We start from the raw sequence: 26,623 nt of genomic DNA on the forward strand, positions 1-26,623 counted from the left end.
GATTATGTTAACTATCACCAAAATATGCAGTAAATATTTTATGATTTTATCCATCATATTTTATATATCTAGTTTAGGATGTAAGAAGTTTGTGGACATCGATCCTCCTGTCACAGACCTGACCACACTTAGTGCTTTTAAGGAGGATAATACCGCTATAGCTGTAATGACAGGGCATTTTGCTAGTTTAAGCAACAACGACCTTGCTTTTACAAATTTTACGGGAATCAGTAGATTTACCGGCCTTTCATCAGATGAATTGAAGTTGTGGGAGGGAGTTTCCGATGCTAAACAGATCGGCTACTTTACCAATGATTTATTTTCTCATCAGGGCGCTTCAGCAGGGGATGAATATTGGCCGTATACAGAGATATATGCCTGCAATACCATTATAGAAGGGGTGAGTAATTCTGATGGTTTGAGTGCTGCTGTAAAAAATCAATTGCTGGGAGAAGCGAAGTTTATGAGGGCGTCCTATTTTTTAAATTTAGCAAATCTATATGGCGATATCCCAATGCCTACTTCAACTGTTGTTAAGGTAAATATCCAATTGAGCAGGACTCCCAAAAAACAGGTTTATGAACAGATTATTAAGGATCTGAAAGAAGCGGAGGCCTTACTAAGCCCTGAATATTTAAATGGGGGACTAAAGAAATATTCATCTGCTCCGGAAAGGGTACGGCCCACCAGCTGGGCTGCTTCAGCTTTACTGGCTAGGGTTTACCTATACAATGAGGAATGGAGTAACGCAGAACTAACCTCTTCAAAATTAATAAGTAACAACGGTTTATTTGGTTTGGAGCCCTTAAACGATGTATTTAAGAAAGATAGCCGGGAAGCCATTTGGCAGCTCCAGACTGTGTATACTGGTATGAATACCGGTGACGGAGGCTTTTTTATCCTGAGTAGTTTTGGACTATCCGAATATAACCCCGTATACTTAAGTAGCTTTATGTTAAATGCGTTTGAACCGGGGGATTCCAGGGCTGTTCCTGGAAACTGGGTTGACAAAACCGTGATTTCAGGGACTACTTATTATTACCCCTTTAAATACAAATTGAGTTACGGTTCTACGCAAGGCGCTGAATATATCATGATGCTTCGGTTAGGAGAGCAATATCTGATCAGGGCAGAAGCAAGAGCAAAATTGGAAAATGTTAACGGCGCAAGAGAAGATCTGTTTGTCATCAGAAGAAGGGCAGGTCTGGCTGATGCCACCTTAACGGCCAATGACCAGAATTCCTTACTGACCGCTGTCATGCATGAAAGGCAAGTGGAACTTTTTACTGAATGGGGACACCGATGGTTTGACTTGAAACGTACCGGTAAGGTAGATGCCGTAATGAGTGTGGTTACCCCAACAAAAGGAGGAACATGGCAAAGTACAGATCAGCTCTACCCGCTGCCGTTCAGAGATCTTCAAAGGGACAGGAATTTAACGCAAAACCCTGGGTATTGAGGGTGCCATGCTATAACGCGCTAGTCATCTCGAAGGAAGCGCAGCGATGAGAGATTTCTTGAACTATGCTTGAACAAGAGATTTCTCCCTGCGGTCGAAAGGACGGACTGGTGTTCTATTGAATAATTTTTAAACACAAACTAAAAACATACAAATGAAAACGCAATTCACAAAATTGATCATGCTATTGCTATGCCTGCTTTGTTTTGGGGGAAGCAGCTTTGCGCAAGATTTAACAGGAACCTGGCGCTTAAAAAACTTAAAGACGATTAAGGGCTCTGAATACGTCAACGCCCTACCAAAGCAGATGGTGATCAACCAAACTCCGGATGGGGTTGAATTTAAACTGACCAGTAACCTTGGTGACAGAGATAGCGTCATCAGTCAGCTGTTAAGCTTTAACAGTATCAATGAAAGTAAGACCCACAGTGGAAAGAAAAAACTTGTAACTATTCAAAAGAAAGCGGATGGTTCCTGGTTGAAACATACAAAAGTATTTTCCAATAACTATCCTAAAGAGCTGCTCGGTACAGATGACGAAACCTACACCCTGGATAAGGAAGGGGGCTTGACGCTTTTGAGGGTATATGATTCGACCGATGAGGTTAAAGCCGGAATTCAGGATTATACTGCAGAAGCGAGCTATGAAAAACTAGATCCAGAATCGGCTGCCAGGGAGGCTGCTAAAGGAAAAGGTGTGAATTTTGTGCAAGGATTGAACTGGGAACAAATCAAAGCAAAGGCAAAAGCTGAAAACAAATACATTTTTGTGGATTGTTATGCCACCTGGTGTGGGCCATGTAAGGTAATGGATATGGAGGTTTACCCATTAAACATGGTAGGAGAAGCCATGAATGAGCAATTTATTTCCATTAAAATACAAATGGATTCGACTAAAAACGATTCTCCGAGTGTAAGACCGTTATATGCTGCAGCAAGAGAATTGGAAAAAAAATACAATATAACCGGATTGCCCAGTTATCTTTTTTTTAGCCCAAGTGGTGAAATTATTCATAAAGATATGGGCGCGCGAAATCCAGATGAATTTTTAAACCTCCTTAAAGATGCCATCAATCCTAATAAACAGCTTTATTCTTTAATAAAACAGATACATGCCGGGGAGATGGACGTTAATCTCATCCCAGGATTTATCAAACATTTAGAAGACAAGGGCGAAAAAAGTTTATCAACGGAACTTACTCGGTATTATATGAAAAATTACCTGGAGAAGTTACCTGAAAAGGATTTTCTAACCAGGAAGAACCTCGATTTAATATTTAAATATCCCCGGACGCTGATGACGCAAGATAGAATTTACCAAGCTTTCTGTAATCAGGCTAATATTGTAGATAGTTTAATGGAGTATCCGGGGTTCTCGGACGCTGCTATAAATTGGGTGTTTAGCAATGAATTCGTACAACCCACTTTTGATCAGGCAAAATTGAAAGGAATAGCTCCTGATTGGAAACAGATTCTTGCAACCTTATGGAGTAAGACCACAAAAGAACGTGCAAATGTTATTATACTTAACTATAAAGTTGCATGGTATAAAGGAAAAAAAGATTGGGATAATTATGTAAAATACCTTTTCCAACGTACAAAAAATGAAAATATTGAAAGTCCTAATCAATCGGTACTAGGGTTAAACTCTACCGCATGGGATTTATTTGAATATTCTTTTGATAAAAAAGCTCTTGAATTAGGTTTGAAATATATTGATAAATCAATAGCACTTTGGGCCAAATCAGAAGGAAGCGCCGGACTTTTAGATACAAAGGCAAATTTATTATATAAACTGGGAAGAAATGAGGAAGCGATCCTTTTACAAAAGCAAGCGGTTTTAATAAATCCTGCGTCGAAAGGATTGAAAAAAACGCTGGAGAAAATGCTGAGTAAAGAAAAAACCTGGGAGTTTGGCGCAAATGAAAATAGGAAAGTTAAATAATGATGAAACTGATCAATTTTATAGCATTACTCTGTTTGCTTTTTGCAGGTAATGCAGGTTTAGCGCAACTTCCGATTCAGGCGGAGCGTGCCGTTTCCTTTACGACAAAAGAAGGAAGTAACATGAGCGTGGACCTTTCTCCTGATGGTAAGACCGTTGTTTTTTGTTTGCTGGGAGATTTGTATACGGTATCGTCAAAAGGTGGAATTGCTACACAAATTACACGAGGAATTGCGATTAATGACTTGCCTGTTTGGAGCCCTGACGGAAAGAGGATCGCCTACATCAGCGATAGATCAGGTGATGACCGTCTTACCGTCAGGAATGTGTCAGGCAACGCGATTCAAACCTTTGAGGGGAAATTGCCAGGAGTTCCGGTTTGGTTTGGGCCAAATGATTGGGTTACTACCTCCAATGATTTTGACAGACACTATCCTTTGTACCATTTGACAGGAGGTGAGGTTGACGATTCTAAAAACATTTCCAATGTTGTGGGGTTCTCATCAGACTACAAATTTATTTATTACATGCATAGAGAAGCATCAAATAGCTTAGTTATTTATCAGCATGCAAAATCCAGGGGCGAAGAAAAAATATTGATTGAACTACAGGGGATTGCCGCAAAGGCTGCAAAGCGGATCAAAGTATCGCAGGATTGTAATTGGTTAAGCTATTTAATGACAGAAGGTGTATGGTGCAGTTTAAGGCTGGTTGATCTGTCGTCAAAAAAAGAACGGGTACTTGCCAGATGGGAGCAACATGTTCCTGGAATCGGTAACAGTTTACCTAACTATAATTTTTCGGGTGATTCAAAAAAGATCCTGATCGGTTATGGGGGAAAGATCCATATGATTGAGATAAGAACAGGCAAAGATGAAATTATCCCCTTTACTGCCAACGTAAAGGTAGATATGGGAAAGCCTAATACTGCTACGTTTAAAGTTTCTCAGGATTCGCTGCAGGTCAAGTATATGCGTTCGGCCTGCGCAAGCCCTGAAGGCAGGCAATTGGTGTTTTCTGCGTTGAACCGGATCTATATCATGGATTTACCCGGAGGTAAGCCCCGGATATTGGTGAAACAGCCTTTTAGCCAGTTTCAGCCGGCATGGTCGGCGGATGGGCAATGGATTACTTTTGTAAGCTGGAGCGATGCTGAGTTTGGACAGGTCTGGAAAGTGGATAAAAATGGTGACAGTCTAACACAAATATCACATAAGGCCGGGGTTTACCATTATCCAAACTGGTCTCCTGATGGAAAATCTATTGCGGTTACAAAAGGGCGTAAAGTGTGGCAGGGTAAGCCGATGCTTGGGGACAGAGATGGGCCTGGAATCGGTCAATTAATTACCCTTGAATTGCAAAATGGGAACCAAAAAGTGATTGCAGATAGTGTTCCACTTTCTAACAGAACTACGTTTTCAGCAAATGGTGAAGGGCTCATTTATGCACCCTCAAGGGTAGGAAAGAGTGGGGTATTTCCATTTTTGGTATCCAAAGATCAGGAAGGGAAAGTGAATGTTTTAGCAACCGCAAGATATGAGGGAATAGGTAGTGAATTATTTTTGCGTCAGATTATTCAATCACCGGATGGCAGATATTTCGTATACCTGAATGAAGAAAATTTGCATTTGGTTCCTGTTGATCCTTCAGGAGCACCGACAATATTGTATGATACCGAAAAAAAAAATCCTGTAATACGTTTTGCCAAGGGTGGTTTTGATCCGCACTGGGAAAAGGGGGGGGAGGTGTTGAGCTGGTCTTTCGCCAACCAATATTTCCGGATTGACCCGGATATGATTGTTGCAGCAGCAATTGCAGCTGCCGGGCAACGAAAAAAAATGGGTTTGGCTGAATCGGGAATACTGGATGTAGAAATTGTTCCGGACGAGAGTATTGACATTAACCTTAAGGTTGCTCAACAAGTGGCTAATGGGATGCTGGCTTTAAAAAATGCCAGGATCATTACGGCCAGGGAAAATGAAGTTATTGAAAATGGCACCATTTTAATTCGTGACGGACGTTTTGTAGCCGCAGGTAAAAACGCGGAAGTAAATATTCCGCCGGGTACAAAAGTTATGGATATGCTGGGAAAAACGATTATGCCCGGCCTGATAGACTTACATGATCACCTGCGCCCGCCAGCAGAAGTTTTTCCTCAGCAACCATGGAGTTTTTTTGCAGGACTGGCTTATGGTGTAACCACCGCGAGGGAACCTTCTGGAAGCCATGATTCTTTTGGGTATGAGGAATTGTTGAAAACCGGACAGATGACTGGCCCGAGGTTTTTTAATGTAGGTTATGCAGTTAGGGAAGATAGGTACCCGAATATGAATGACCTGAACGAAGCCTATATTATTGCCCAAAACCGTAAACGTATGGGGGCTATAGCGGTTAAGCAGTATGCGCAACCGACTCGCTTAAAACGACAGTTGTTATTACTGGCCTGCGAGCAGGCAGGGCTAAATATGACCAATGAAGTTGAAAAAGATATGCGAGGGTTTATCGGCCACATCAAAGACAGTACTTTCGGTATAGAGCACAACCCGCTATGGGGTGAAGTGTATAATGATGTCATCCAGCTGATCGCAAAATCTGGTGTTTACTTAACACCAACTTTGCAGGTGGCTTATGGAACTGAGCTGGGAAGGAACCATTTTTTAGAAAAATATGCTCAGCCTGATGCAAAAATGAAGCGTTTTTATCCGGAAGAAGAAATAAAACGCCGCCAGGAAGAGCTGAAAAAGCTGAAAATTTACGCAGAAGCACATCAGGAGCTGCCTTCATTTGTGAACCAAAGTAAAGTTGATGCTGCCATCCGTCATGCAGGCGGGAGGGTTACTATGGGTAGCCATGGCAATGACCCGGCATTGGGTGCTCATTTTGAAATTTGGGCGCTGCAAATGGGGGGACTGACGAACCTGGAAGCGATACAGGCCGCGACGATTATGGCTGCGGGCGGCCTGGGGATGCAGGAAGATCTGGGTTCTATAGAGCCAGGAAAGATTGCTGACCTGATTATTTTGAATAAAAATCCTTTAGACAATATCAGGAACACCATGGAAATACAAAGCGTAATGAAAGACGGCGTTTTGTATGATGGCAATACACTGGATGAAATATGGCCAAAGGCTAAGAAATTCCAAACGATTAAAAACTAAAATAAACTGAGATGAAATATTTGAACGTATTAATTGTTGCAGTTTTGCTGCTGGCAGCCTGCAAAAAAACAGAATTTAAGACTACTGCTATGGGGTCTTTAAAAATTGTAAATACCGTTAGTAGTGGTGCTGCAGTTAGGCTAGGTGCTACTCCTACTCTGGTCAATAACAACGCCGCTATTGATTTTTCTGTATACGCCGGTAACCCGGATATTTATGTATGGGCTGTGGGCGATTCTTTGCATCCAATTTACAACTCCAACAAAATGTTGGCTGTAGCAGACAGGGACATTTACACTTTGTTTTTAGGTGGTAGCAATGTAGCAAGAGAAGCTATTCTGGTTAAAGAGAACATACCGGTTCGCAGCGATAGTACTGCCGGAGTTAGGATAATTAACCTATCGCCAGGTAGCCCGGATATAAAGGTTACGCTATCCACTTCTGTGGGTGTAAGTGAATTTGGGAATATAGCTTATAAGCAATTAACTGAGTTTAAAAGTTATCCGGCATTAAGCACCAATACTGCTTATACTTTCCAGTTTAGAAATGCTGCAACTAATGCACTGATAAGCAGCATTACCATGAGTGGGGCCACATTGGCTGCTTTTGTACCCCGCTTTAGAAATGTGACCCTGGTATTAAGAGGGGTAGTTGGTGGCAGCCCTGCTGCAGGTGTAACCAGAGTTAACCACTATCCACTTTAAGCAATAAAATTAGATTATAAGTCATGAAAAATATTATCCGCAAATTAATACTCTCCGTTCCATTAACGTTCTGTTTTTGGTTGCTGTGCAACGTGGTTTTGGCACAGCAGGTAATCCCTTTGCCTGGGGAGGCTGGGCAAGCCATCACCGCCTACCTCCCTGCAAAGGAAAAAGCTACTGGTACTGCAGTACTGGTAATCCCTGGCGGGGGGTATAGTTTTTTGGCTACAGACACCGAGGGCACGCCTATTGCCAAGGCCTTTGCAGAACGTGGTATTGCTGCTTTTGTACTAAAGTATAGGTTGCCGGATAAGGACAGCACTGCGAACAAAAGCACTATTGCTTTACAAGATGCACAGCAGGCAATGAAGATGATTAAAGAAAAGGCAAAGGAATGGGGATATGATATGAACAGTGTAGGGGTGATAGGTTTTAGTGCTGGCGGGCATTTGGCAGCTACATTAGGCACACAGTTTAGCAAAAGCTTGATTGATAACCCCTCAAATATCAGCCTTCGGCCTGCTTTTATGATTTTAGTTTATCCGGTTATCAGTATGCAGGAGTCGTTGACACATATGGGATCGAGGATTAATTTGCTTGGTGATAAACCTACAGCTGAGCAGGTGAGCTGGTTTTCGGCAGAGCAAAATGTAAGCTGGCAAACTCCACCTACCTATCTGACGCATACCGCTGATGATGGGGTGGTGAGTGTACAAAACAGCATTGTGATGTACCAGGCATTGATTAAAGAAAAGATCAAAGCGGAACTGCATTTGTATCCTGAAGGCAATCATGGGTTTATACAAAGGTTGCCGGTATCGGAATGGATTGATCCGATGTTGTTGTTTATTAAAAAGTGTGGGTTTTGAGGCATGAAAAAGCGTGGCTTAGTAGTTGATGTAGCCTGTTTCTTATTTGTGTTGCTGTTTGTGTATGCTGCAGCGAGCAAAATGCTGGAGCTTGATAAATTTGAAACACAATTGGGACGATCACCAGTAATTACCCGTTTTTCTTCGATTTTGTTGTGGTTAGTGCCAGGGTTAGAAATTTTGCTGGCCTTGCTGATGTTTTGGTCGAAAACTAAACTGTTTGCTTTGTATGGCTCATTTAGCCTGATGGTTGCTTTTACAGCCTACATCATTGTGATACTGAATTTTAGTGAAAATATACCATGCTCGTGTGGGGGCATTTTGCAGGACATGACCTGGAGACAGCATCTGGTATTTAATGTAATTTTTGTTTTGATGGCGGTAGTGGCTGTATTGATTTATCCATCGAACAATAAAAATATTGTTGCGCAGCAATAGGGGGATGCCGAAAACCCTTTATCCGAGTAGGCCTTAATCTTTAAAACTTAAAAAATGAGATTTAAAAAGTTTTTCCTTTTAGGTGCGGTGGCCATGGCCCTGACTGCCACTTTCGCTTTTAAAGCAAAGCCTGAGTTTGTTGTTTGTTCTGCCAAGAATCCCCTGAACACTTTTCAGTGTATGACCTTACTGATTACTGATGACGACTGTACAACCTATAATACAGGCGATCAATGTACAACTTACTATAGTGCCAGCTACCCATCACTGCCAGCTTATACTAGTCCTGGAGGTGGTGTTAACCCGGGCCCTTGTGTAGTTCCGTTGTATCACCAAGAATGGTAAAATAAAACATGCGGCAGTCTTGTGCTGCCGCTCATTTAATCTGATGAAAAAGCGAATTTATACTTTATTGTTTTGTGCTTTGGGCAGTGTGTTGCTGGTGATGGGAATGGCCTACATTTCCAATCCGGACCATCATATTGGCAGCGGCTTTATCCGGGAAATCCCTTCGCACAAAATAGAGGGTATTGGCTTTGTACCGGTAATGGGTAAGCTGCATTATCTGGCAGGCGGAGATAGTACGCAAGTGTTTTTAGGCAATTGGGCAAAGCCTACTGAATTGTTGAAGATCAGTTTGCCTGGAAAAGAAGCAGATACGGTGCAGATGTTGCTAAAAGATTGGAGTGGTTTACTGGAAGGCATTTACCTAAGCCTGCATCAGGGAACAGCCTATTTGATGGATGGCCTGAGCGGAACTTATTTTAAAGCTGATACCGGTATTGCTGTGTTTGGAAGGAGGAACAGGCTACCTTATTTTTCTGCAGTTGTGCCTTTAGGAAGGGATATATTTATTTTACGGGTAGTGCAGGATAGTTTGATAAACAGCCTGGTTAAGCAGGCACCAGGTGCCACAGATAAACCCTTGGTTCTGGATGGCCGGGCCAACAGCATGTTTGCTACCGATGGTACGCTTTGTGCCACACCAGATGGTTCAAAGATATTTTACAGTTATCATTATAAAAATCAGTTTTTATGCCTGGATAGTAATCTTAAGGTATTGTATACCGGTAAAACCATAGACACCTGCTCGGTTGCGCAAGTAAAGGTAGCCCGGGTAGAGTCGGATAAATCGTTAAGAATGGCTGCCCCACCAAGGCGTGTTAATTTAAAAGCTGCTGTTAATGAAGAATGGTTGTTTGTACAATCGGCCATTAAAGCAGAAAATGAAACGGAAGAATCATTAAAAGGCCTTGCTACAGTAGATGTTTACAAGGTAGGTAATGGCAAGTACCAGTTTAGCCTGTACATCCCCGATTTTAAGGACCAGAAGCTGCGGGACTTTAGGGTGTATGGGAAGTATTTTGTTGGGCTGTATAAGGAGTGTGTGTATATCTATAGGTTGAATTTTTAATTTTTACGATCGTGTTTTCAAATCAATCCATAGACGAGAATTATGTACCGGTGCTGAAACAAATCTATGTTTCGCCGGAAATGATATTGGCCAGATTGGAGCAATTGATTGATGAACATTATAAAGAGGAAAAAGACCCGGTTTTTTATGCAGATAGGTTGGCGCTTGGTATTCAAAAACTAAATCATATTACCAGGGAACATACGCAGCAAACTGTATTTATGCTGGTACAGCAGCGGGTTTTGCTGGAAAGCAAGCGTTTGCTGCTTGTTGGTGGTATGCCTATTAAGTTTATTGCATATGAACTGGGTTTTGAGTATCCGTCGTACTTTTGCCGGTTTTTTAAAAAAATGACAGGGCTGAGGGCGAAGGATTGGAGGAGGGGAATGAAAATCTGTCAGCGGCTTGAATTGAACGATGCCCTTCCGCTATCCTCCAATAGGAATAGTAAACCAAAATGTTGAACCAACACCTTCAATGCTGTCGACCCCGATCTCTCCACCATGCCGCTTGATGATATCAGCGCAGATATAGAGCCCCAAACCCAAACCGGAGACCTGGGCACCCGTTTGGTCGGCCCGGAAATACCGATCAAATAAATGTGGCAGTTTATTAGCTGGAATGCCGGGGCCGGTGTCTCTTACCGATATTTTAACCTGCTGATCAAGATCTTCAATTTTAAGAAAAATCTCCCTGCTGGCCGTGGCATACTTTACTGCATTGGTTACGAAGTTTGAAATCACCTGCTCGATGCGGTTCTCATCCGCCACAATCTGCAGTTCCTTTACGCCTTGCACAACAAGCTCATGTGTTCCCAGTTGCCTAACCTGTGAGCAGCATTCGTCTATCATCTTATTAAAACTAAATTTCTTTTTTACCAGCGCCATCTGACCTTCGTTTATCCTGGTTACATTCAATAAATCATCGACCAGTACAGAAACTTTCTCCATGCTTCTGTTGGACTGTTCTATCAGCCGGGATAGCATTGGCGTAGGATTTGCCTTCATTCTTTCTAATAGTTGTAAGGATGCTTTAAGACTGGTAATCGGGGTTTTTAGTTCGTGGCTGGCAATAGAAATAAAATCATCCTTTTGCTGCTGCAATCTTTTGAACTCAGTAATGTCGATCACGGTGCCTAACAGCTTCTTTAGCACTCCCTCGCTGCTGTAATGAACGTTACCCTGCACACGTATCCACTTGAGTGCACCACCGGTTAGCAACAGACGTGTCTCGTAAAACAGGCGTCCGGTCTGCTTGGCAATGGCGTGCGCCTGTTCACTCACACCCTCATCTAAGGGATGATAGGTTGCCAGTACCCGTTCTCTGCTTACCGGTTCCTGAAGCCCGAAGATCTCATTAAACCGCTCTGAGCTGGTAAGGGATCCATCGATATAGCTGAATTCGTAGGTGCCAATTTCAGCCGCTTCTATCGCAAGGCGACTGCGCTCCTCCGCATCTTCTATGCGCCTCCTGGCCAATACTTTATCGGTTACCTCATTACCGACCACCATAATTGAAGTGACTTGTCCCTGCAGATCAGTCACCGGTTCATAGACAAAATCAACGAATACTGTTTCATCAATGCCATTACGTACCAGTATTAGCTCATGCTCTCTGGCGTGAAAAGGGATTCCGGTAGAGATCACCTGCTGCATAAGCGGCGCATAGACTTCGGCAGCCTCTGCCACTGCGTCCCAAATTGTATGGTTTTCCAACTGCGCCAACTGCTTGCCGACCAGTTCCAAATACCCGGTGTTGACTTCGGTGATCATCAGATCATTAGCCCTAATGACGCAGATCGCTACAGGAGCTTGTTTGATCAGATTCCTGAAACGCGCTTCACTGAGCACCAGCTCATCATAAGAAGCAGCAAGCTCTTCGTTCGTCGTAGCCAGCTCTTCGTTCAACGCAGCAAATTCTTCATTAGACGCTGCCAGTTTTTCATTGAGGGACTGCAATTTCTGCTCGTCCAGTTTTCTTTGGGTAATATCAATGCAGGAACTGATATATCCGGCAAAGGTTCCATCAGATAGAAATCTGGGTGTTCCTTTTTTTACCAGCCAATGGTAGGATCCATCTTGTCCGAGCACTCTTATCTCATCTGAGTAGGATGCCCGTTTTGCAAACGCGGCTCCATGCACATCCTGGAACCGCTGCCTGTCCAGCTCATGGATCAGATCATGCCATCCCGAAACCATAAGCTTATCGGCTGTTCTTCCGGTAAGCTTCGACCAGGCTTTATTGAAGTAAAACCGCCTTCCGCTTTCATCTGCTACGGCAACCAATACATCGGTGTTGTCGGCCATAGACCGGAAACGCTCTTCACTTTCTGCAAATGCTTTTACCCGCTCTTGCACCATCGATTCCAGTTCCGCATTCATTCTGGCAAGTTCTTCCCGGCTTGTCAGCAGCTCTTCATTAATGGCACTTAGCTCCTCATTTGATGCAGCCAATTCCTCATTCAATGTTTGCTCACGTTCCAGCAGTTCCTTATTTTGTATCGCCATCGCGAGGTCACGTCTGTTGAGGTATCGTTCTGTCACATCTGTAGCCGTGTGCAATATGCCTATTACGCTTCCTACCTCATTCTTAATGGCCCGGTATTCAAAATCAAAATAAAAAGTATTCAGTTCTCCATTGGTCAGGATTTCGGCCGGAGTGTCCGATCCTGAAAGGGTGATGCCCTCATGCCAGACTCTTGCAAACATCTCTACAAATGGCTGGCCTTCCAGTTCAGGCATCGCCTGGACCAAAGTTTTTCCCAACACTTCTTTACCTCTGCCCCAAATGGCAAGCATAGCATCATTGGCAAATTGAATTTGTGCTTGTTCACCTACGTGAATAGCAGTAGCCGTGGGGGAGAATGAGAGGATATAGTTTAATTGTTCAGCACTCAGTACATTTATCGGATCACTCATACAAATAGCTTTTAAGACGCCTAAAATAATAAATCGACAGAAACAAAATACAGGGTAACTTACATATAACTGCAAAGATCACAAACAGCACCAATTCCGTAAAAACCTTTGATTTCGACTGTTATTATCCTACGACTAGTTATGGACAAATCAACGTCGAAGATTCAAAGAAAATAAACATTGACTTCAGTGAGAAAGTTTTACTAAAAAGTGCGAAAAAATTATGGCAAACCAGATTATGGCTTTATGTTATAGAGCCCCATGGTAAACCTATATCCGTATAAAACCTGTTGATAATGCAGAGCAGTTTTACTAGCTTTCGTGCAAATGAAAAGATATGAATAGCATTAATATACAAGAGTTGAACAAATACCGGGCTGATACATCGGGCTGCTCCTGCCTGGTACATTTCAACAATGCTGGTGCTTCTTTGCCGCCCGACGTAGTGATCGATACTGTAGTTGACTATTTAAAAGAAGAAGCAACTTATGGTGGCTACGAGACCGAATATAAGAACATTGCCCGTATCGAGGGTGTTTACCAGTTGATCGCAGACCTGATCGGCGCGAACAAAGACGAAGTAGCCATTTTCGAGAACGCGAGTGCAGCATGGGGAACTGCTTTTAAAGGTTTGGCCTTGGCTGATGGTGACGAGATCATTACCTGTGAACAGGAATACGTTACTAATATTGTAGGTATGGCTGATGCCCGGAAGAGAGGTGTTAAAGTGACTGTAATTACCAACGACGAACATGGCAACTTTCCATTGGCCGAACTTGAAAACGCGATAACCCCGAACACGAAGCTGATCGCAGTAACACACATTCCATCATCGGGTGGTGGTATCCTACCTATCAACGATATCGGCAAAGTGGCCAACAAACACCAGGTGCTGTATATGATAGATGCCTGCCAAACAGCCGGACAATATCCCATCGATGTTACAGCGATTGGTTGCGATATCCTTTCAGCTACTGGCCGTAAGTATTTGCGTGCCCCTCGTGGTACAGGCTTTCTGTTCGTTAAGCGAAGTGTCCAGGATAGGCTTTCACCGGTACTTAAGGACTTTCTTGCAGCAGGTAATGTAAGCCTGGACGGCTACAACTTGCGCAATGATGCCCGCCGCTTTGAATTATACGAGAAAAGCAGGGCCTTAACGCTGGGGTTGGGTAAAGCGATCGAGTATGCCCTCGCCATCGGCTTAGAACGTATCTGGCACCGCGTTCAATACCTGGCAGATATTACCCGTTCAGCGTTGAACAGTATACCTGGCATAACGGTTCATGATATGGGCAATGAAAAGTGCGGCATTGTTACCTTTTCGGTCAATGGTATCGACAGCATGTTGGTAAGGGATAAGCTGGTCGAGAACGGCGTCAACGTGTCTTTTGGCGGGCAACAAGCAACACCGATCTATATGGATAAGCACCAACTTAAGGGTATCGTAAGAGCATCACTGCACTATTACAATACTGAAGCCGAGATAGCAGCCATGTGCGATCTGTTGAGGCGGATTAATAATTAAACCTTTGATTTTTTGTAGTAGAACTTAATGATTTCGTACCCCATAGACATAATCAAAAAGAGGAAAATGAACACCCAGCTATAATTTAGTAAAAATCTAAAAAATAAAATTTCAATTATACTAAATATTGCTAGCCTAAGAATTAGCTGGTCGACAGAACTTACGGGTTTGAAGAGTTTCATAATATAAATATAAGAAATTAATTAGTACATCAATTTGGTATCATAGATGGACAGATGTGGCAGAGTCAGAATATTGAAAGAGCCGGATATGGTGCCGAGTTGATTAAAAAGCTTTCTGAAAAAATAGGTGCAGATTATGGAAAAGGATATACTGAGACCAATCTTAAGTATATGCGATTGTTTTACAGTCATTTTCAAATTCGTCACGCACTGCGTGACGAATTAAGTTGGAATAATCAGGTTTTTGCTTCAAAATATAAAACATTCCTTCCTACAGAAGAAGAGTTGCAGCAGGAATTAAACCGGGAACTGAAAATAGTAGAAACAGAAAACCAGATGGAGAATAAGTAGGGTTCCGCCTTCACAACAACAACAACAACAATTTTTAGAACGATGTAATCAGGTGCTTTTAGCACCTGACGGAAGAATATTGGCATTGCTTCAGGTATTTTACTATATGTTGGTTGTTTGCTGGTTTATGTGTAAATTAGCAGTACAAATAGAAAAACGATGACTACAGCAACTATTAGACAAAAATTGCACAACTACCTTGAAGTAGCAGACGACAAAAAGGTTAGGGCAATCTATACCATGATGGAAACTGAGGTAGAAAGTGAAATGACTACGTATACCGATGAGCTAAAGTCTGTTTTGGATCAGCGTTTTGCTGATGTTAGAAATGGTGATGTTGAATTGGTATCTGAAGAAGAAAGTAAGCAAAGAATTTACGATATACTCGCTTCCAGGAATAAATAATGTCATTTGTCTATAAGCTTCATCCTGAAGCTCAAAAAGAATACGAAGATTCTGTAATCTGGTATGCTGACAGAAATTTATCTGCTGCAGTTGGTTTTGTTGATGCAGTAGAGCGTGCCTTAAAGCTTATATGTGATTATCCTTTATTGTGGCGTAATGAATACAAGCATTTTTATGAATATAATCTGAAAAAGTATCCCTTCACTGTTATTTATTTCATTGAAGATAGTAACGGAACTATAGTTGTTTCTGCGATATATCACCAGAAACGGATTCCGACCAATAAATACCGGAAATAAACGTATTGTTACGAGCTAGAAATGAGATACGTTTTTTATCTTGGCTCATTATAAATTCGCAATATGAAATTAACCGCTTTTATCCTGTTCAATTTTATCACATTAATTGGTTTTGCCCAATCACCAAAAAGGGTTTTAAAAAAGCTTGGAAGCAACCCTGTTTTTTTTATGGATAGCGTTAATGTATTGCAAAGTGATTTGCAGCAATATCGCCCGGAACAAATAGCCTCTGTTACCGTATTTAAAGATAAAGAGGCACAGCTACTATCACCTGGGCCAGGTTTCTTTAATAAAAAAGATGATTTCTAACGCTGAATAATAGCATATCTAAGCACAACAGGCAGATGTGACTGCAAGGATATAAGCGTATGTGGCCATTTTGGCCAAATGCATATAGACATGCAGCCCAGGATGAGACTACCGAACTTGGTAAGTTTATTTGTATAGCTTTTTAATTGGATAGTATAATTTCAAGTTCTTAATCTGCAATACGTTTGTATATCATTTGGAGAAAATGGAACATGTTTTAATTCCATTAGACCCTACAATTAACTTAATATAAATATCATGAAAACTACTGTGTGCAGCATTTTTGCTGTTGTGCTGTTTACTTTTTTTAACCTTTCGGTGAAAGGACAATATAAAATGCAACCTGTAAGCATCCAAACTCGTTGGGCCGTTCAGGTTAGCCCTGTTAACGCGCTAAAAGAATATCCACGCCCGCAAATGGTACGTTCGGGATGGACAAATTTAAACGGCCTATGGGATTATGCCATTACGGCTAAGGATGCCGCGCAGCCTGCTGTTTTTGATGGCAAGATCCTGGTGCCTTATCCTTTGGAATCGGCCCTTTCGGGTGTGAAGAAAGCGCTGTTGCCCTCGCAAAACTTATGGTACAAACGCTCATTTGCTCGTCCCGATATTAAATCCGGAGAAAAAGTAATGCTGAATTTCGGCGCGGTTGATTACCAGTGCTGGGTGTATGTAAACGGGACTTTGCTGGGCGAACATGAAGGCGGTTATACCGAGTTTAGTTTTGATATTACAGCTGCCCTGAAAGCGGGCAATAATGAGATTGTAGTAAAGGTTTTTGACCCGACGGGTGAGGGTATTGGCCCGCATGGCAAGCAGGTGCTGAAGCCGGAAAATATCTATTATACCCCAAGTAGCGGGATATGGCAAACGGTATGGATGGAGGTGGTACCAGAGGTTTCGATAGCAGCACTGGTGATGACACCGGATGTGGATAAGGGCGTGTTGAATTTGGAGGTGAAGGGAAAGGGTAAGCCCGAAATTGTTGTTTATGATCCAGTGTCTAAACAAGAGATCTCTCGTCGCTTTGCTTCCCTCGAGATGACGAACGATGGGGCTAAGGGTACAATAAAAATACCTAATGCAAAGTTATGGAGCCCAGGTAACCCGCATTTGTATGACATTACGGTTAAGCTAGGTGATGACGAAGTTAAAAGCTATTTTGGGATGCGGAAGATTAGTGTGGACAAGGACGCTGCAGGTGTGGACAGGATATTTTTGAACAACAGGCCCTATTTTAACCTCGGTACTTTAGACCAGGGCTTTTGGCCGGATGGCCTGTACACTGCCCCTACGGATGAGGCCCTGGCCTTTGACATCAGGGCCATAAAAGCTATGGGTTTCAATACCATCCGCAAGCACATTAAGGTAGAACCTGCCCGCTGGTATTACCATGCCGATAAAATAGGCATGCTGGTATGGCAAGATATGGTAAACCCCAACCAGGGATTGCCGGAAGGTGCCAAAGCTGCTTTTGAAAAAGGGGCCAAAGAGACCATGGCGCAACTGCACAATTACCCCTCTATTACCACATGGGTATTGTTTAACGAGGCCTGGGGGCAATATGACCAGGAACGCCTGACCAAATGGATGAAAGGGAACGACCCATCGAGGATAGTGAACGGCCACTCAGGTGAGCTGTTGTATGTAAACGAAAAGCTGCGTGCAGCCAGGGAAAACCCTTATGTAGCGGCAGATATGACCGATGTGCATGCTTATCCCGACCCGATGAATGCTTTGAAACAGCCCGGCAAGGCACAGGTGCTAGGTGAGTTTGGCGGCATCGGGGTGTTTATCCCTGATCATCAGTGGTTAAGTGGCTCGGCATGGGGTTACATTCAGGAAAAGCCTGCTGCACTGGCGGCCAAGTATAAGATCATGAACCAGCATCTGCAATTGCTGGAAAAAGAAGGTCTGTCTGCCTCCATCTACACCCAGCCATTTGATGTGGAGGGAGAGCAGAACGGGCTGATGACCTATGACCGGGAAGTGGTAAAGGTCCCTTTTGCGGAACTGAGGGAGATCCATAAGGGCCTGAATCCGGAGGTTGCCGCGCCATCCTGGCTGGCCATGACAAAGTTGGTTTCGGCTAAAGATGCAGATCTGACGGAGCCGGCTTTGGTTTATGCCAAAGCAATTGAGGAGTATTTAAAAGGCAAAAAGGATCCTGCCTTTCTGAAAAAGCTGGTGATGATGGCTGGGCAAACGGGCGATAAGGCCGGTACGGCCAGGTTTGGGGCAGCATATATGAATACTTTGAAAGAGCCTTATTCGGCTGAGGACATCGCCTTTATGGAAAGCATCACCAAAAAGGTGACAGATAAGGGCTTTGCCATTTTGCTGAAACAGGCCGGTACAGACCGTACTGCATATGTAAAAGCGATGAATGTGATTTATGCGGATGTGATTGCTGGCTTTGTGCCCAAAGCGGACAGCAAACCGGATTGGAATGCGGTAGAAGCTGCGATAAAGCCTTATGGTTTGCCTGGAGAGGAAATGTTTTTGAGGGCCAGGACCATCCATTTGTACAACCAGAAAGATTGGGCTGCTTATGTTCCGGTAGCTTCGGCTTACCTGGAAAAGTTTGGCAGCGGCATCAGTGAAAGTGACAGACAGGCCTTTCAGGCGGCGATTGATCAAAACCGGGGTAAAGAATAATCGCTATGAGCATCAGGAACATGGACTTTAGCTATGCCACACCCGATATGCAAATAGTTTTGAAGCTGCAGGCCTTAATTGACATGCATTTTAAGCGTCAAAAACAGGGCGATTATTATGCGGATGTACTTGGAGAAAATGTATTTAGGCTGAACCGCCTGGCTTTTGATTACCTGGGCAAAACGGTTTATGAACTGATCTATGACCGGGTGCTTGAGGAAGTGGAAAGGATGATGCTGGGTAATGTGGTATCATCGATGCAGGAAATGGCGGAGGATTTGGGTTTTTCTGGCCCGGATTACCTGTTTAGCTATATCAATAAAGTTTCGGTTAGGTTATGTTCGACATCAACGTTAGCCAAAAGCTGAGGGCTTTGCGGAAAAAGCGGGGCTGGACACAGAGCGATATGGCAGCGCAGCTGGATATTTCTGTTCCGGCCTATAGTAAGGTTGAATGCGGAATGACGGAATTGACACTAGGCAGGTTAAGGCAACTGGCTGTTATACTGGGCGTAAAGGTTTGCTGGTTGCTGGACGAAGATGAAATGGTGTTGCACCAGGAGAACGAGGAGCTGAAAGAGAAACTGAGGTTGACCAATATAGAAGTGATGGGTTTGCAGAAAAGATTGCTGGCTTGTTTTGAGCGGCGGTGAAATTAACGGCTCTCTTTTCATAAACATAGTTTAGTAATGGAACCGGGGGTATAGGCAGCTCCCGGTTTTTTTAAGTTGAGATTCATCAAAATATTGGTAAGGAGAGAGGATCGTTCTTTGATTTAATGTTGTTTGTGAAATTGGATTTGCAGATATCTGGAATTATTTGCAAAATGTTGCCAATTGGTACAATAAATTAATTATTGGTTAATATTGATAATTAATTTATATTTGTCCTATTAGCATTGATTGATTATGGCAGTAAAACAATTGATTTCGAAAACAAGTGCCAGACAGGATGTTGGAGCATTATCTTATTGGCAGAATATTTGTTATTTTTGTACTATGGAAACGCTAATTGTACAACCAAAAACCAAAGAGCAGCTGGCTGCTATTAAGGCTTTTATGAAAGCGTTGCATATTGACTTCAAGTCTGAAAAACCTCAAACACTTGCGCAGTACAATAAAGATCTTGAAAAAGGAGATGCTGAAATTGAACAGGGCAAATTTACCACAATTGAGGATTTAAAGACAGAAGCAAGTAAATGGTAGTAGTTTTGGAAAAATATAATTACAGGGTTTCATACAAGATTATACCAGAACAGATAAGAATCGTTCGGTTAAGACATACCAGCAAATCTCCACTTAACTATTAACCTCCTCTTTTTTTCATAACAACATTTTAACGATAGCTGATGCTGTTGGGTAAGCTTTACCTAAACATCAGCATTTTTTGTGCGCTGTTTTTTGTCAGAATTTTTATGACAAAAAGGGCAGATTTTATGATTTAGTTATTAAATAATTATGATAAATAAACACGTTCTACTGGCCCGTTTCTGGGCAAACGCCAACCAGTTTACAACTGCTGACGGTATTGAGGTTGACCTGCATGGTGATAACATTGTAGTGGTATCTACCACATTAAAAAATACGGCCGGAGACTTTCGCGAAATACAGATGATGGCAGAGTTTGGCCTGGATGCTTTTATAGCCGAAATGGAAGTTCAGTTGCTGGATGATGTGATGGAAATTGACCTGAACATGTTGTTTGCCTGGCTGATTGGCGGTACAGCAGGATACCATATCATGAAGGGAAACACTGAATAAATGAACATACTGCCATACATTGCTGCTTTGGAAAAGGTACTTGCAGAATTGCCGGAAAAAGGGCATTTGTTTACCCTGCGTGAATATGCCCTGGACGACCGGATCTTGCTGCACAAAATGATATTCCGTTTTTTAGACTTTAGTTACGCGGAAACAGTTTACCTGCTGAAAGGGCTGATCATTTATCAGCAGCGCTGGGGTGAGTTAAATGAAATAGCAAAAGAAGGGATAAGAGAGGTAAGCACAGTGCTGATGCGGCGGGCCAGGGAATACCAGCAAAGCGGAGACCTGGTAAAAGCTATGGAACTGGCCTTTGCGATACTGGTTACCGTTGAACCGGAAAAGGACCCTGAAGACCTGGTTTACTACGCCGTAGTAATGGATGTAGTTGGCTTTATCACCGAACTGGAAAAATTATTTTAAAAAAACCAAATATGAAATAACGCTACACTCATCGCTGCATCTGAATCCGGATGCAATTTTATTTCCCCTAAACCCGCTTACAAGCGGAACAAAAAACAGCCTGAAGCTGAGGGGATTGTTATGCCTTTATTTTTGGTGTAACCATCTGATTATCAGTAAAAATGAACAGAAATAATGCCCCTTAACGCAAAGGTTATGCTGAAAATACCTTTTACCTTCGCTTCCCAAATTATTTAACATTTATTTAACATGGAACAAAAGCAATAAGGTATGGTAACAAAAAAGAAAAAGAACAAAATTAGGGATCCGGAACGAACGGAAAGGGAGGCCCTGGAGGCGACCGGACAGATTGTGCGTGAAGATGGCTTTGTGGCCATTACCGCTACACGGGTAGCCAGAATGATAGGTATGGACCCGGGGATGATAAACAAACGCTTTGGCAGTTTGAATGGCCTGAAGGCCAGGTATATTGAACTAAGGGATTACCGGAAACGGAACTTTGAAAAATTTATGCTGCCCGAAATGGCCAGTTCCGGTGACGTAAAGCTGATGTTTATTGAAATGATGCAAAGCAATTTTGACCAGTTTGCTGCCGACCTGGAGGTGCAGGGGATTGTTTTTGAGCAGGTAAGGGTATGGGATCCGCTGATGCACAGCCTGTCGGTACAGCTGGAAAAGGATATGGAACCCTTGCTGGTCCTGAGCGATCCTTATTTTGAGGGTACAGGTGTGGATTTCAGGTCGGGGATCTGTTCTATGCTGGGTGGGATCTATTATCCGGTATGGCATGCCCGGCGCAACAGGAGCAGCATTGCCGGCAGGGACCTTAACAACCCGCGCGACTACCAGGTATTCAGGGATACGATTGCCCGGCAAATAGAGTTTTTTTGGGAGGAAGCAGCGCTGAAAAGGAAGAACCAGATTTGGGCAAGATTAACCAACATGCTCCTTTTTGCAGGTGCCTTTTTGACAGAAAAGGTACGGGATGGCTTGAATTGGGTTATGGACTTGTGTTATGATAAAAAGAGAGAAATATAGGGTGCCTTGCGCACTGTGCCAGGTATAGCTGTTAAAAAGGAAAGCTATAGCGGCAAACAAACGGTTAACGTAATCTTAAATGTTAAACAACAAAATCGCTTTTGCAAGGCTGATGGCCTTGCTGAAAAGCATAGACCCGGATATACCGCTGCCTGCGGGGCTGGAAGACTATCTATGGGAAAACATGATAGTAGAGGCAATTTGTAACAAAGCCTGCCGGATTGAAGAAGAAAACAAAATACCCAAAAAAGCTTATTATGTAGTGCGTGGCTTTGTGCTGGTATATGGCTACAACCATGAACAGGACAGGTACCTGTTTCGCATTTACCGCGAAAACAGCATTGTGGCAATGGACTGCTTTATGCGGCAGCAAGTATCGCCTTATTGCATCTGGCTTTGTAAGGATACCCTGCTCTGGAGCATCAGCAGTGCCTGCATGGATGCTGTTTATAAGCATTGGGATGGTATGAAAGCATTTGCCTTTAAAACTTCATCTAAACACAATGCGGCCAAGGAGCAGTCGCGTGCTTCATTATTAGGGATAGAAGATATAGAAACGCGGATCCTTGAATTTTATAAAAGGTATAAAGGCTTGCTGCCACCAAAGAAAAGCCCGATAAGGGATACCTGTATTGCCTGTTTTTTGAGCATGACTATAAATGTGCTCAGAAAAAACAGACGCAAACTAAAAAATAAAAGTTTGTTAAAATACTAGGCCTTTGTGGGCCAGCGGCCACTTCTGGGTTGCTGGCCTGCCTTACTTTTACATCATTAACCAGATATAATTTATGAGTAATCCTTTGGAGGTAAAGATTTATTTAGACAGCATGGTGACGGGAAGTATGATACTGAAAACAAAAATGAAACACTACAAAATTAGCGGATTGCTGGATGCTATTCCTTTGGCAGCAGAGGTAGTACAGTTCATCAGGTCGGTGGATGCGGGAGCCAAGCCACACAGCCTTTTTACGCTGGCTGATGTGCAGGGCAGGAAGTATAGGTTTGAATTGAGGTTTGCTGATAACAGGGTGTATTTGGGGTTGAAGTTGAAAACAGAGCAGACTACCGGGACGATGCTGTTTGATTGGGAGGGCGGATTTGAAGCGTTTAAAACTGGTTTTAAAATAATTTGAATATGATAAAATTGAATAAAAGATTTTGGTGTATGCTGCTGCTGGATGCGATCAGGTATCTGTTTATCCTGCTGTTTTTATATGCGGCATTTAGCAAGCTGCATGACTTTCAAAAGTTTAAGGTGCAGCTGGCACAATCGCCTATACTTTCAGATTTTACACTGCTTGTTGCCTGGTATGTACCTACTATTGAAATATTGATTGCAATAGGTTTGGCTTTTAGAAAGACTTTGGTGCCCGCCTTATGGGCCAGTTATGGATTGATGTTCATGTTTACAGCATATATCATTGCGATTTTGAAGTTCAGTGACAGGCCGGTTTGCCATTGTGGTGGTGTTTTGGAGCAGATGCAATGGTCGGAGCATTTGTGGTTTAATGTGGGGTTTGTGGGGTTGGGGATAATAGGGTTGTGGTTGGGGTTTTACCGCCGGTTTCGTGATGCTAGCACACGTCATCTCGAACCGCAGGGAGAGATCTCTTGAACCATCTCTAAAACAAGAGATCTCTCGTCGCTGCGCTTCCCTCGAGATGACGAGGTGTGTTAAAAATATTCAATGCGCGTTGAACAGGTGGAAGCTGAAAAACCTGATTAAAACAGAGTAGGCATTAATCTTATAATTTAAACAAAATGAAAAAACCATTTTTAATGCTCGTTGCAGTGGCCTGTGTTGCTGTGAGCACTGTGTTTGCCACGGCAAAACCAACAACAAGTGTTTTACTGGGATCGCCTTACAATGACCAGGGTGAATGTACTACCCCAGGCAATGTAATTGGCACCTGTGATGTAAACTACACAGGCAATGCCTGCCAGCTGCTGGCCGGAGGCGATGCTTACCTGCAGGATACAGAGACTGGCCTTTGTACCATTCCACTGTACAGACAAAACTAGTTTTTGATAGCTGTACATGCCCGCTGAACCAAATGGTTTGGCGGGTTGGTTACCCTCAAAATGAAATCTATGAAAAAATTCTACTACTTACTGATCATTGTTGCTGTACTTTCATCTTTACCTATTCTGTATTTAACCATCCGCTATGCGCTTAAACAGCGTGCGGCTACTTATAACTTTAAAAGGAAGCTGCTTGGGCTGGTTAAAGGCCATAAGGCCATCGATATAAAATACAATTCGTATTACCTGGCCGGTGAGGCCGGAAGTTCCGTTTACCTGGCCAGCGGAACGGCCATAGGCCATTTGCTGAAGGTTGGACCTTTGTTAAGGGATACGGTAAGCATTCGCCTTGAGCTGAACAGACAGGAGGTAAAGTTAAAGGGCAGTTATAAGGCTTATGTAGATTCCGGTTCTTTTTACCTGTACAATGGATTGGAACGCAGCATCCTGAAAGGCAGTACTGGTGTTTGGAAGGCAGCAGTTTATAATATAAAAGCACCATACTTTGCACAGCTGCAGCCCCTGGGCACACAAACGATGGTTTTCCGTTTTATAGACACCGATACCCGGGCGAATAGTTTGCGCAAAGTGCGTGTGCCAGGAGAAAGCATGAGCAATACCGGGATATTTGAGAAGCAGGTAGATGGCCTGTTTTGTACGGATGGCATGCTGAGGTATAACCGGCAGTTGCACATGCTGACCTATGTGTACCATTACCGCAACGAGATCTTGCTGATAGATACCAACTTGAACCTGGTAAAGAAAATAAAGACCTTAGACCCGATTGATTCGGCCCGCTTTAAGGTAGACCAGCTGCGTGCTGAAAAGTCCTTCACTTTTGCTTCGCCCAGCCTGATGGTAAATGCAAACTGTTCAAACCAGGGCAAATATTTGTTTGTGCAATCGAAACTGATGGGTAAGGACGAGGATTTGACGCTGTTCAGGAAAAGTGCGGCAATAGATGTGTACGATCTGGAGAAACAGGTATACTGTTATTCGTTTTACCTGCCCAAATATAAAGAGGTACCCATAAGTAGTTTTAAGGTATTGGGGAACAGTTTGTATGCAGTGGCAGGGCAATACCTGACCAGGTATGCGCTGGAATTGCCGGAGTGAGAAAGCCAGTAGTATATACTCCGATGATCTAAATTATAACGCAATCTTATTATTATGCCTAAACGCAAACTTATCACTTATTTAAATAAAAAATATCCAATTAGCGAAGGGTTAAAAATCCTTTTAGAAAATGAGGGAACACTGGATTTGACAAGCTCAAAAAAGGGAACTTCGCTTTTGATACCCAGAATGAATGTACATGAAGTACATTACCTTATTTCAGGAATGTGCAAGGCCTTTTGGCTAAATGAAGATAATGAAGAAGAGATTTTCCAGATATGGACAGCAGATAGCCTGATCTTGTTATTGGAAGTATTTTTTGCCGGGCACAAAAATACGACTGTACATATTGTAATGCTGGAGGATAGTGAACTGATAACCATTACCAAAGTGCAACTGGATGAGATGGAGATGGTATATCCCGAAATGAAGAAAGTGATGGAAAGGATTAGGGCTGAAATTTTGGAGCTGCGAAACCTGCAGCTGCGGATTTTGATGAAGAAAGAAGGGGAGCGGTATGCACTTTTTTACGACATGTTTCCGGAATTGCGTGCCCGATTGACGAATAAGGACATTGGGGCCTTTTTGGGTATTTGCCAAAGCACATTGGGCAATTGCAAAAAGAGCAGGCTGTTAAAGGACAGGAGTAAGAAGAAGAGCAGATGATTGGTTATAATTCATCGATTTCATTAAGCGTAAGGCCAGTAGCAGCGGCTATAATTTCAAAAGAAACTTCATTCTTTTTTAATTCAGCTGCAATTTCAAAAGCCTTTTCGCGCTTTATAGTTTCATCATGGCTATAGTTATCCCTCGCAATTTTTAGGCTGGCCTGATAAGCTTTCATTTCATCCGGATCTAGGTTGCTCACTTCTGCTATGTTGAATAATTTAATAAATTCTTCTTTGTCTCTCAAAGATAACGGAATTTCTTTTAATGTATTCATGTACCGTAAGGAAAACAACCAGCCATCTTCATTGGTCACCAATTCCGTTTCTACTTTTTTAAACTTCGGCATCTCAATAAAAATGTAGCCTAATTTTTTATAGAACTCGGCATGAGTGTGTACATCCATTAGCCGTACATCATGTTCATATTGATCTGGATGTGTATCGTCAAAGCTAAAATCCATAATAGCAACCAAATACACTTCTGGTAACTCATAATTCCAATCTGAATTGACTGATATGCCCTGTTGATAAATCAGGTTTGAGGTATAATAGATCATTCTATCTTTAAAGAAACTACGTTTGGCCTGTTGCATTTCTACAATAAAGCGTTCGCCTTTATTGCCGGTGCAGTTCAGATCAAATATGTTCTTGCGATCTTCTTTGGAAATACCCTGATGAGTTACTTGGTTGTATTCTAAATCAACAATTATCTTCCTGCCTTTAAATATGCCGTTTAAAAAACCTATCAGTAGATCTTTATGGGATTCTTTGCCGAAAAAGTGTTTAAAGGCGAAGTCGGTTTTAGGATTGATATATCTAGAGGTGACCTGATCTGTAGGATTTAAAGCGGCTACCTGATTTGGTTTTTCTGGCATTTTTGCTGGTTTAGGTTTAGCAAAGCTACATTAGTGATAATTGTAAAGCTTGCTTTGGCAGAAATTCAGCTAATTTTTCGGTTTT

29 protein-coding genes are annotated in these 26,623 nt (G+C 42.6%); 27 read left to right on the forward strand and 2 right to left on the reverse strand.

The annotated features are described in order from the left end of the window. Window positions 1-4: 4 nt before the first annotated feature. The 9 genes from PHEP_RS08970 (at window position 5) to PHEP_RS21595 (ending at window position 10,451) form a co-directional block, all read left to right on the forward strand. Window positions 5-1,459 (forward strand): RagB/SusD family nutrient uptake outer membrane protein, encoded by a 1,455-nt coding sequence (locus tag PHEP_RS08970; protein WP_015807624.1) that lies wholly within the window; start codon window positions 5-7, stop codon window positions 1,457-1,459. Between the two features lie 154 nt (window positions 1,460-1,613). After that, window positions 1,614-3,404 carry a thioredoxin family protein gene (locus tag PHEP_RS21590; RefSeq protein WP_015807625.1) on the forward strand — a complete coding sequence of 597 codons (1,791 nt, stop codon included), beginning with the start codon at window positions 1,614-1,616 and terminating at the stop codon, window positions 3,402-3,404. Then, complete coding sequence (locus PHEP_RS08980; RefSeq protein ID WP_015807626.1) at window positions 3,404-6,562, forward strand: amidohydrolase family protein; 3,159 nt, start codon at window positions 3,404-3,406, stop codon at window positions 6,560-6,562. Before PHEP_RS21590 ends, PHEP_RS08980 begins: the two co-directional genes overlap by 1 nt. Window positions 6,563-6,573: 11 nt before the next feature. After that, window positions 6,574-7,266 carry a DUF4397 domain-containing protein gene (locus tag PHEP_RS08985; protein WP_015807627.1) on the forward strand — a complete coding sequence of 231 codons (693 nt, stop codon included), beginning with the start codon at window positions 6,574-6,576 and terminating at the stop codon, window positions 7,264-7,266. 23 nt (window positions 7,267-7,289) lie between these two features. Beyond that, complete coding sequence (locus tag PHEP_RS08990; protein ID WP_015807628.1) at window positions 7,290-8,135, forward strand: alpha/beta hydrolase; 846 nt, start codon at window positions 7,290-7,292, stop codon at window positions 8,133-8,135. Between the two features lie 3 nt (window positions 8,136-8,138). Next, a complete protein-coding gene (locus PHEP_RS08995; protein WP_015807629.1) occupies window positions 8,139-8,573 on the forward strand; it encodes a MauE/DoxX family redox-associated membrane protein in 435 nt (144 codons plus the stop codon). 54 nt (window positions 8,574-8,627) lie between these two features. Beyond that, entirely contained in the window at window positions 8,628-8,918 is a 291-nt protein-coding gene (locus tag PHEP_RS09000; RefSeq protein ID WP_015807630.1) for a hypothetical protein, read from the forward strand. Between the two features lie 43 nt (window positions 8,919-8,961). Next, the gene (locus PHEP_RS09005; RefSeq protein ID WP_015807631.1) at window positions 8,962-9,987 is read left to right on the forward strand and encodes a hypothetical protein; all 1,026 of its coding nucleotides are present in this window, start codon (window positions 8,962-8,964) and stop codon (window positions 9,985-9,987) included. A gap of 11 nt (window positions 9,988-9,998) precedes the next feature. Then, window positions 9,999-10,451 carry a helix-turn-helix domain-containing protein gene (locus tag PHEP_RS21595; RefSeq protein ID WP_015807632.1) on the forward strand — a complete coding sequence of 151 codons (453 nt, stop codon included), beginning with the start codon at window positions 9,999-10,001 and terminating at the stop codon, window positions 10,449-10,451. Here PHEP_RS21595 and PHEP_RS21600 read toward each other — a convergent pair. Then, the gene (locus PHEP_RS21600; protein ID WP_015807633.1) at window positions 10,416-12,905 is read right to left on the reverse strand and encodes a PAS domain S-box protein; all 2,490 of its coding nucleotides are present in this window, start codon (window positions 12,903-12,905) and stop codon (window positions 10,416-10,418) included. The two genes, PHEP_RS21595 and PHEP_RS21600, sit on opposite strands and share 36 nt — an antisense overlap. A gap of 337 nt (window positions 12,906-13,242) precedes the next feature. Between PHEP_RS21600 and PHEP_RS09020 the strand changes: the two genes are divergently transcribed. From PHEP_RS09020 to PHEP_RS09110, 18 genes are all read left to right on the forward strand, one after another. Beyond that, the gene (locus PHEP_RS09020; protein ID WP_015807634.1) at window positions 13,243-14,430 is read left to right on the forward strand and encodes an aminotransferase class V-fold PLP-dependent enzyme; all 1,188 of its coding nucleotides are present in this window, start codon (window positions 13,243-13,245) and stop codon (window positions 14,428-14,430) included. A 236-nt stretch (window positions 14,431-14,666) separates the two neighbouring features. Next, window positions 14,667-14,963 (forward strand): DUF1016 N-terminal domain-containing protein, encoded by a 297-nt coding sequence (locus tag PHEP_RS21605; protein WP_015807635.1) that lies wholly within the window; start codon window positions 14,667-14,669, stop codon window positions 14,961-14,963. Between the two features lie 159 nt (window positions 14,964-15,122). Then, window positions 15,123-15,368 (forward strand): hypothetical protein, encoded by a 246-nt coding sequence (locus PHEP_RS09035; protein ID WP_015807636.1) that lies wholly within the window; start codon window positions 15,123-15,125, stop codon window positions 15,366-15,368. Beyond that, complete coding sequence (locus PHEP_RS09040; RefSeq protein ID WP_015807637.1) at window positions 15,368-15,667, forward strand: type II toxin-antitoxin system RelE/ParE family toxin; 300 nt, start codon at window positions 15,368-15,370, stop codon at window positions 15,665-15,667. Before PHEP_RS09035 ends, PHEP_RS09040 begins: the two co-directional genes overlap by 1 nt. Window positions 15,668-15,730: 63 nt before the next feature. Further along, window positions 15,731-15,976 (forward strand): hypothetical protein, encoded by a 246-nt coding sequence (locus PHEP_RS09045; RefSeq protein ID WP_015807638.1) that lies wholly within the window; start codon window positions 15,731-15,733, stop codon window positions 15,974-15,976. Window positions 15,977-16,234: 258 nt separating this feature from the next. Then, a complete protein-coding gene (locus PHEP_RS09050; protein WP_015807639.1) occupies window positions 16,235-18,637 on the forward strand; it encodes a glycoside hydrolase family 2 protein in 2,403 nt (800 codons plus the stop codon). A 5-nt stretch (window positions 18,638-18,642) separates the two neighbouring features. Next, entirely contained in the window at window positions 18,643-19,005 is a 363-nt protein-coding gene (locus tag PHEP_RS22050; RefSeq protein WP_015807640.1) for a helix-turn-helix domain-containing protein, read from the forward strand. Further along, window positions 18,975-19,289 (forward strand): helix-turn-helix domain-containing protein, encoded by a 315-nt coding sequence (locus tag PHEP_RS09055; protein WP_015807641.1) that lies wholly within the window; start codon window positions 18,975-18,977, stop codon window positions 19,287-19,289. The genes PHEP_RS22050 and PHEP_RS09055 overlap by 31 nt, the downstream gene beginning before the upstream one ends. 255 nt (window positions 19,290-19,544) lie before the next feature. Next, window positions 19,545-19,841 (forward strand): DUF2683 family protein, encoded by a 297-nt coding sequence (locus PHEP_RS09060; RefSeq protein ID WP_015807642.1) that lies wholly within the window; start codon window positions 19,545-19,547, stop codon window positions 19,839-19,841. Between the two features lie 252 nt (window positions 19,842-20,093). Beyond that, window positions 20,094-20,396, forward strand: coding sequence for a hypothetical protein (locus PHEP_RS09065; RefSeq protein ID WP_015807643.1), 303 nt, complete (start codon window positions 20,094-20,096; stop codon window positions 20,394-20,396). Then, a complete protein-coding gene (locus PHEP_RS09070; protein WP_015807644.1) occupies window positions 20,397-20,819 on the forward strand; it encodes a hypothetical protein in 423 nt (140 codons plus the stop codon). A 270-nt stretch (window positions 20,820-21,089) separates the two neighbouring features. Continuing rightward, window positions 21,090-21,857 carry a TetR/AcrR family transcriptional regulator gene (locus PHEP_RS09080; protein ID WP_015807645.1) on the forward strand — a complete coding sequence of 256 codons (768 nt, stop codon included), beginning with the start codon at window positions 21,090-21,092 and terminating at the stop codon, window positions 21,855-21,857. A gap of 79 nt (window positions 21,858-21,936) precedes the next feature. Further along, entirely contained in the window at window positions 21,937-22,572 is a 636-nt protein-coding gene (locus PHEP_RS09085; RefSeq protein WP_015807646.1) for a Crp/Fnr family transcriptional regulator, read from the forward strand. A 73-nt stretch (window positions 22,573-22,645) separates the two neighbouring features. Beyond that, window positions 22,646-22,990 carry a hypothetical protein gene (locus PHEP_RS09090; RefSeq protein WP_015807647.1) on the forward strand — a complete coding sequence of 115 codons (345 nt, stop codon included), beginning with the start codon at window positions 22,646-22,648 and terminating at the stop codon, window positions 22,988-22,990. Between the two features lie 2 nt (window positions 22,991-22,992). Then, the gene (locus PHEP_RS09095) at window positions 22,993-23,472 is read left to right on the forward strand and encodes a MauE/DoxX family redox-associated membrane protein (RefSeq protein WP_238326455.1); all 480 of its coding nucleotides are present in this window, start codon (window positions 22,993-22,995) and stop codon (window positions 23,470-23,472) included. Window positions 23,473-23,618: 146 nt separating this feature from the next. Beyond that, window positions 23,619-23,879 carry a hypothetical protein gene (locus PHEP_RS09100; RefSeq protein ID WP_015807649.1) on the forward strand — a complete coding sequence of 87 codons (261 nt, stop codon included), beginning with the start codon at window positions 23,619-23,621 and terminating at the stop codon, window positions 23,877-23,879. Window positions 23,880-23,948: 69 nt separating this feature from the next. Next, window positions 23,949-24,995 carry a hypothetical protein gene (locus PHEP_RS09105; RefSeq protein ID WP_081436871.1) on the forward strand — a complete coding sequence of 349 codons (1,047 nt, stop codon included), beginning with the start codon at window positions 23,949-23,951 and terminating at the stop codon, window positions 24,993-24,995. 54 nt (window positions 24,996-25,049) lie between these two features. Continuing rightward, complete coding sequence (locus tag PHEP_RS09110; RefSeq protein WP_015807651.1) at window positions 25,050-25,661, forward strand: Crp/Fnr family transcriptional regulator; 612 nt, start codon at window positions 25,050-25,052, stop codon at window positions 25,659-25,661. Window positions 25,662-25,665: 4 nt separating this feature from the next. On the opposite strand, the gene PHEP_RS09115 is transcribed toward PHEP_RS09110, so the two are convergent. Continuing rightward, complete coding sequence (locus PHEP_RS09115) at window positions 25,666-26,538, reverse strand: Rpn family recombination-promoting nuclease/putative transposase (protein ID WP_015807652.1); 873 nt, start codon at window positions 26,536-26,538, stop codon at window positions 25,666-25,668. Window positions 26,539-26,623: the final 85 nt, after the last annotated feature.

This window comes from Pedobacter heparinus DSM 2366 (assembly GCF_000023825.1).
Taxonomy (GTDB): domain Bacteria; phylum Bacteroidota; class Bacteroidia; order Sphingobacteriales; family Sphingobacteriaceae; genus Pedobacter; species Pedobacter heparinus.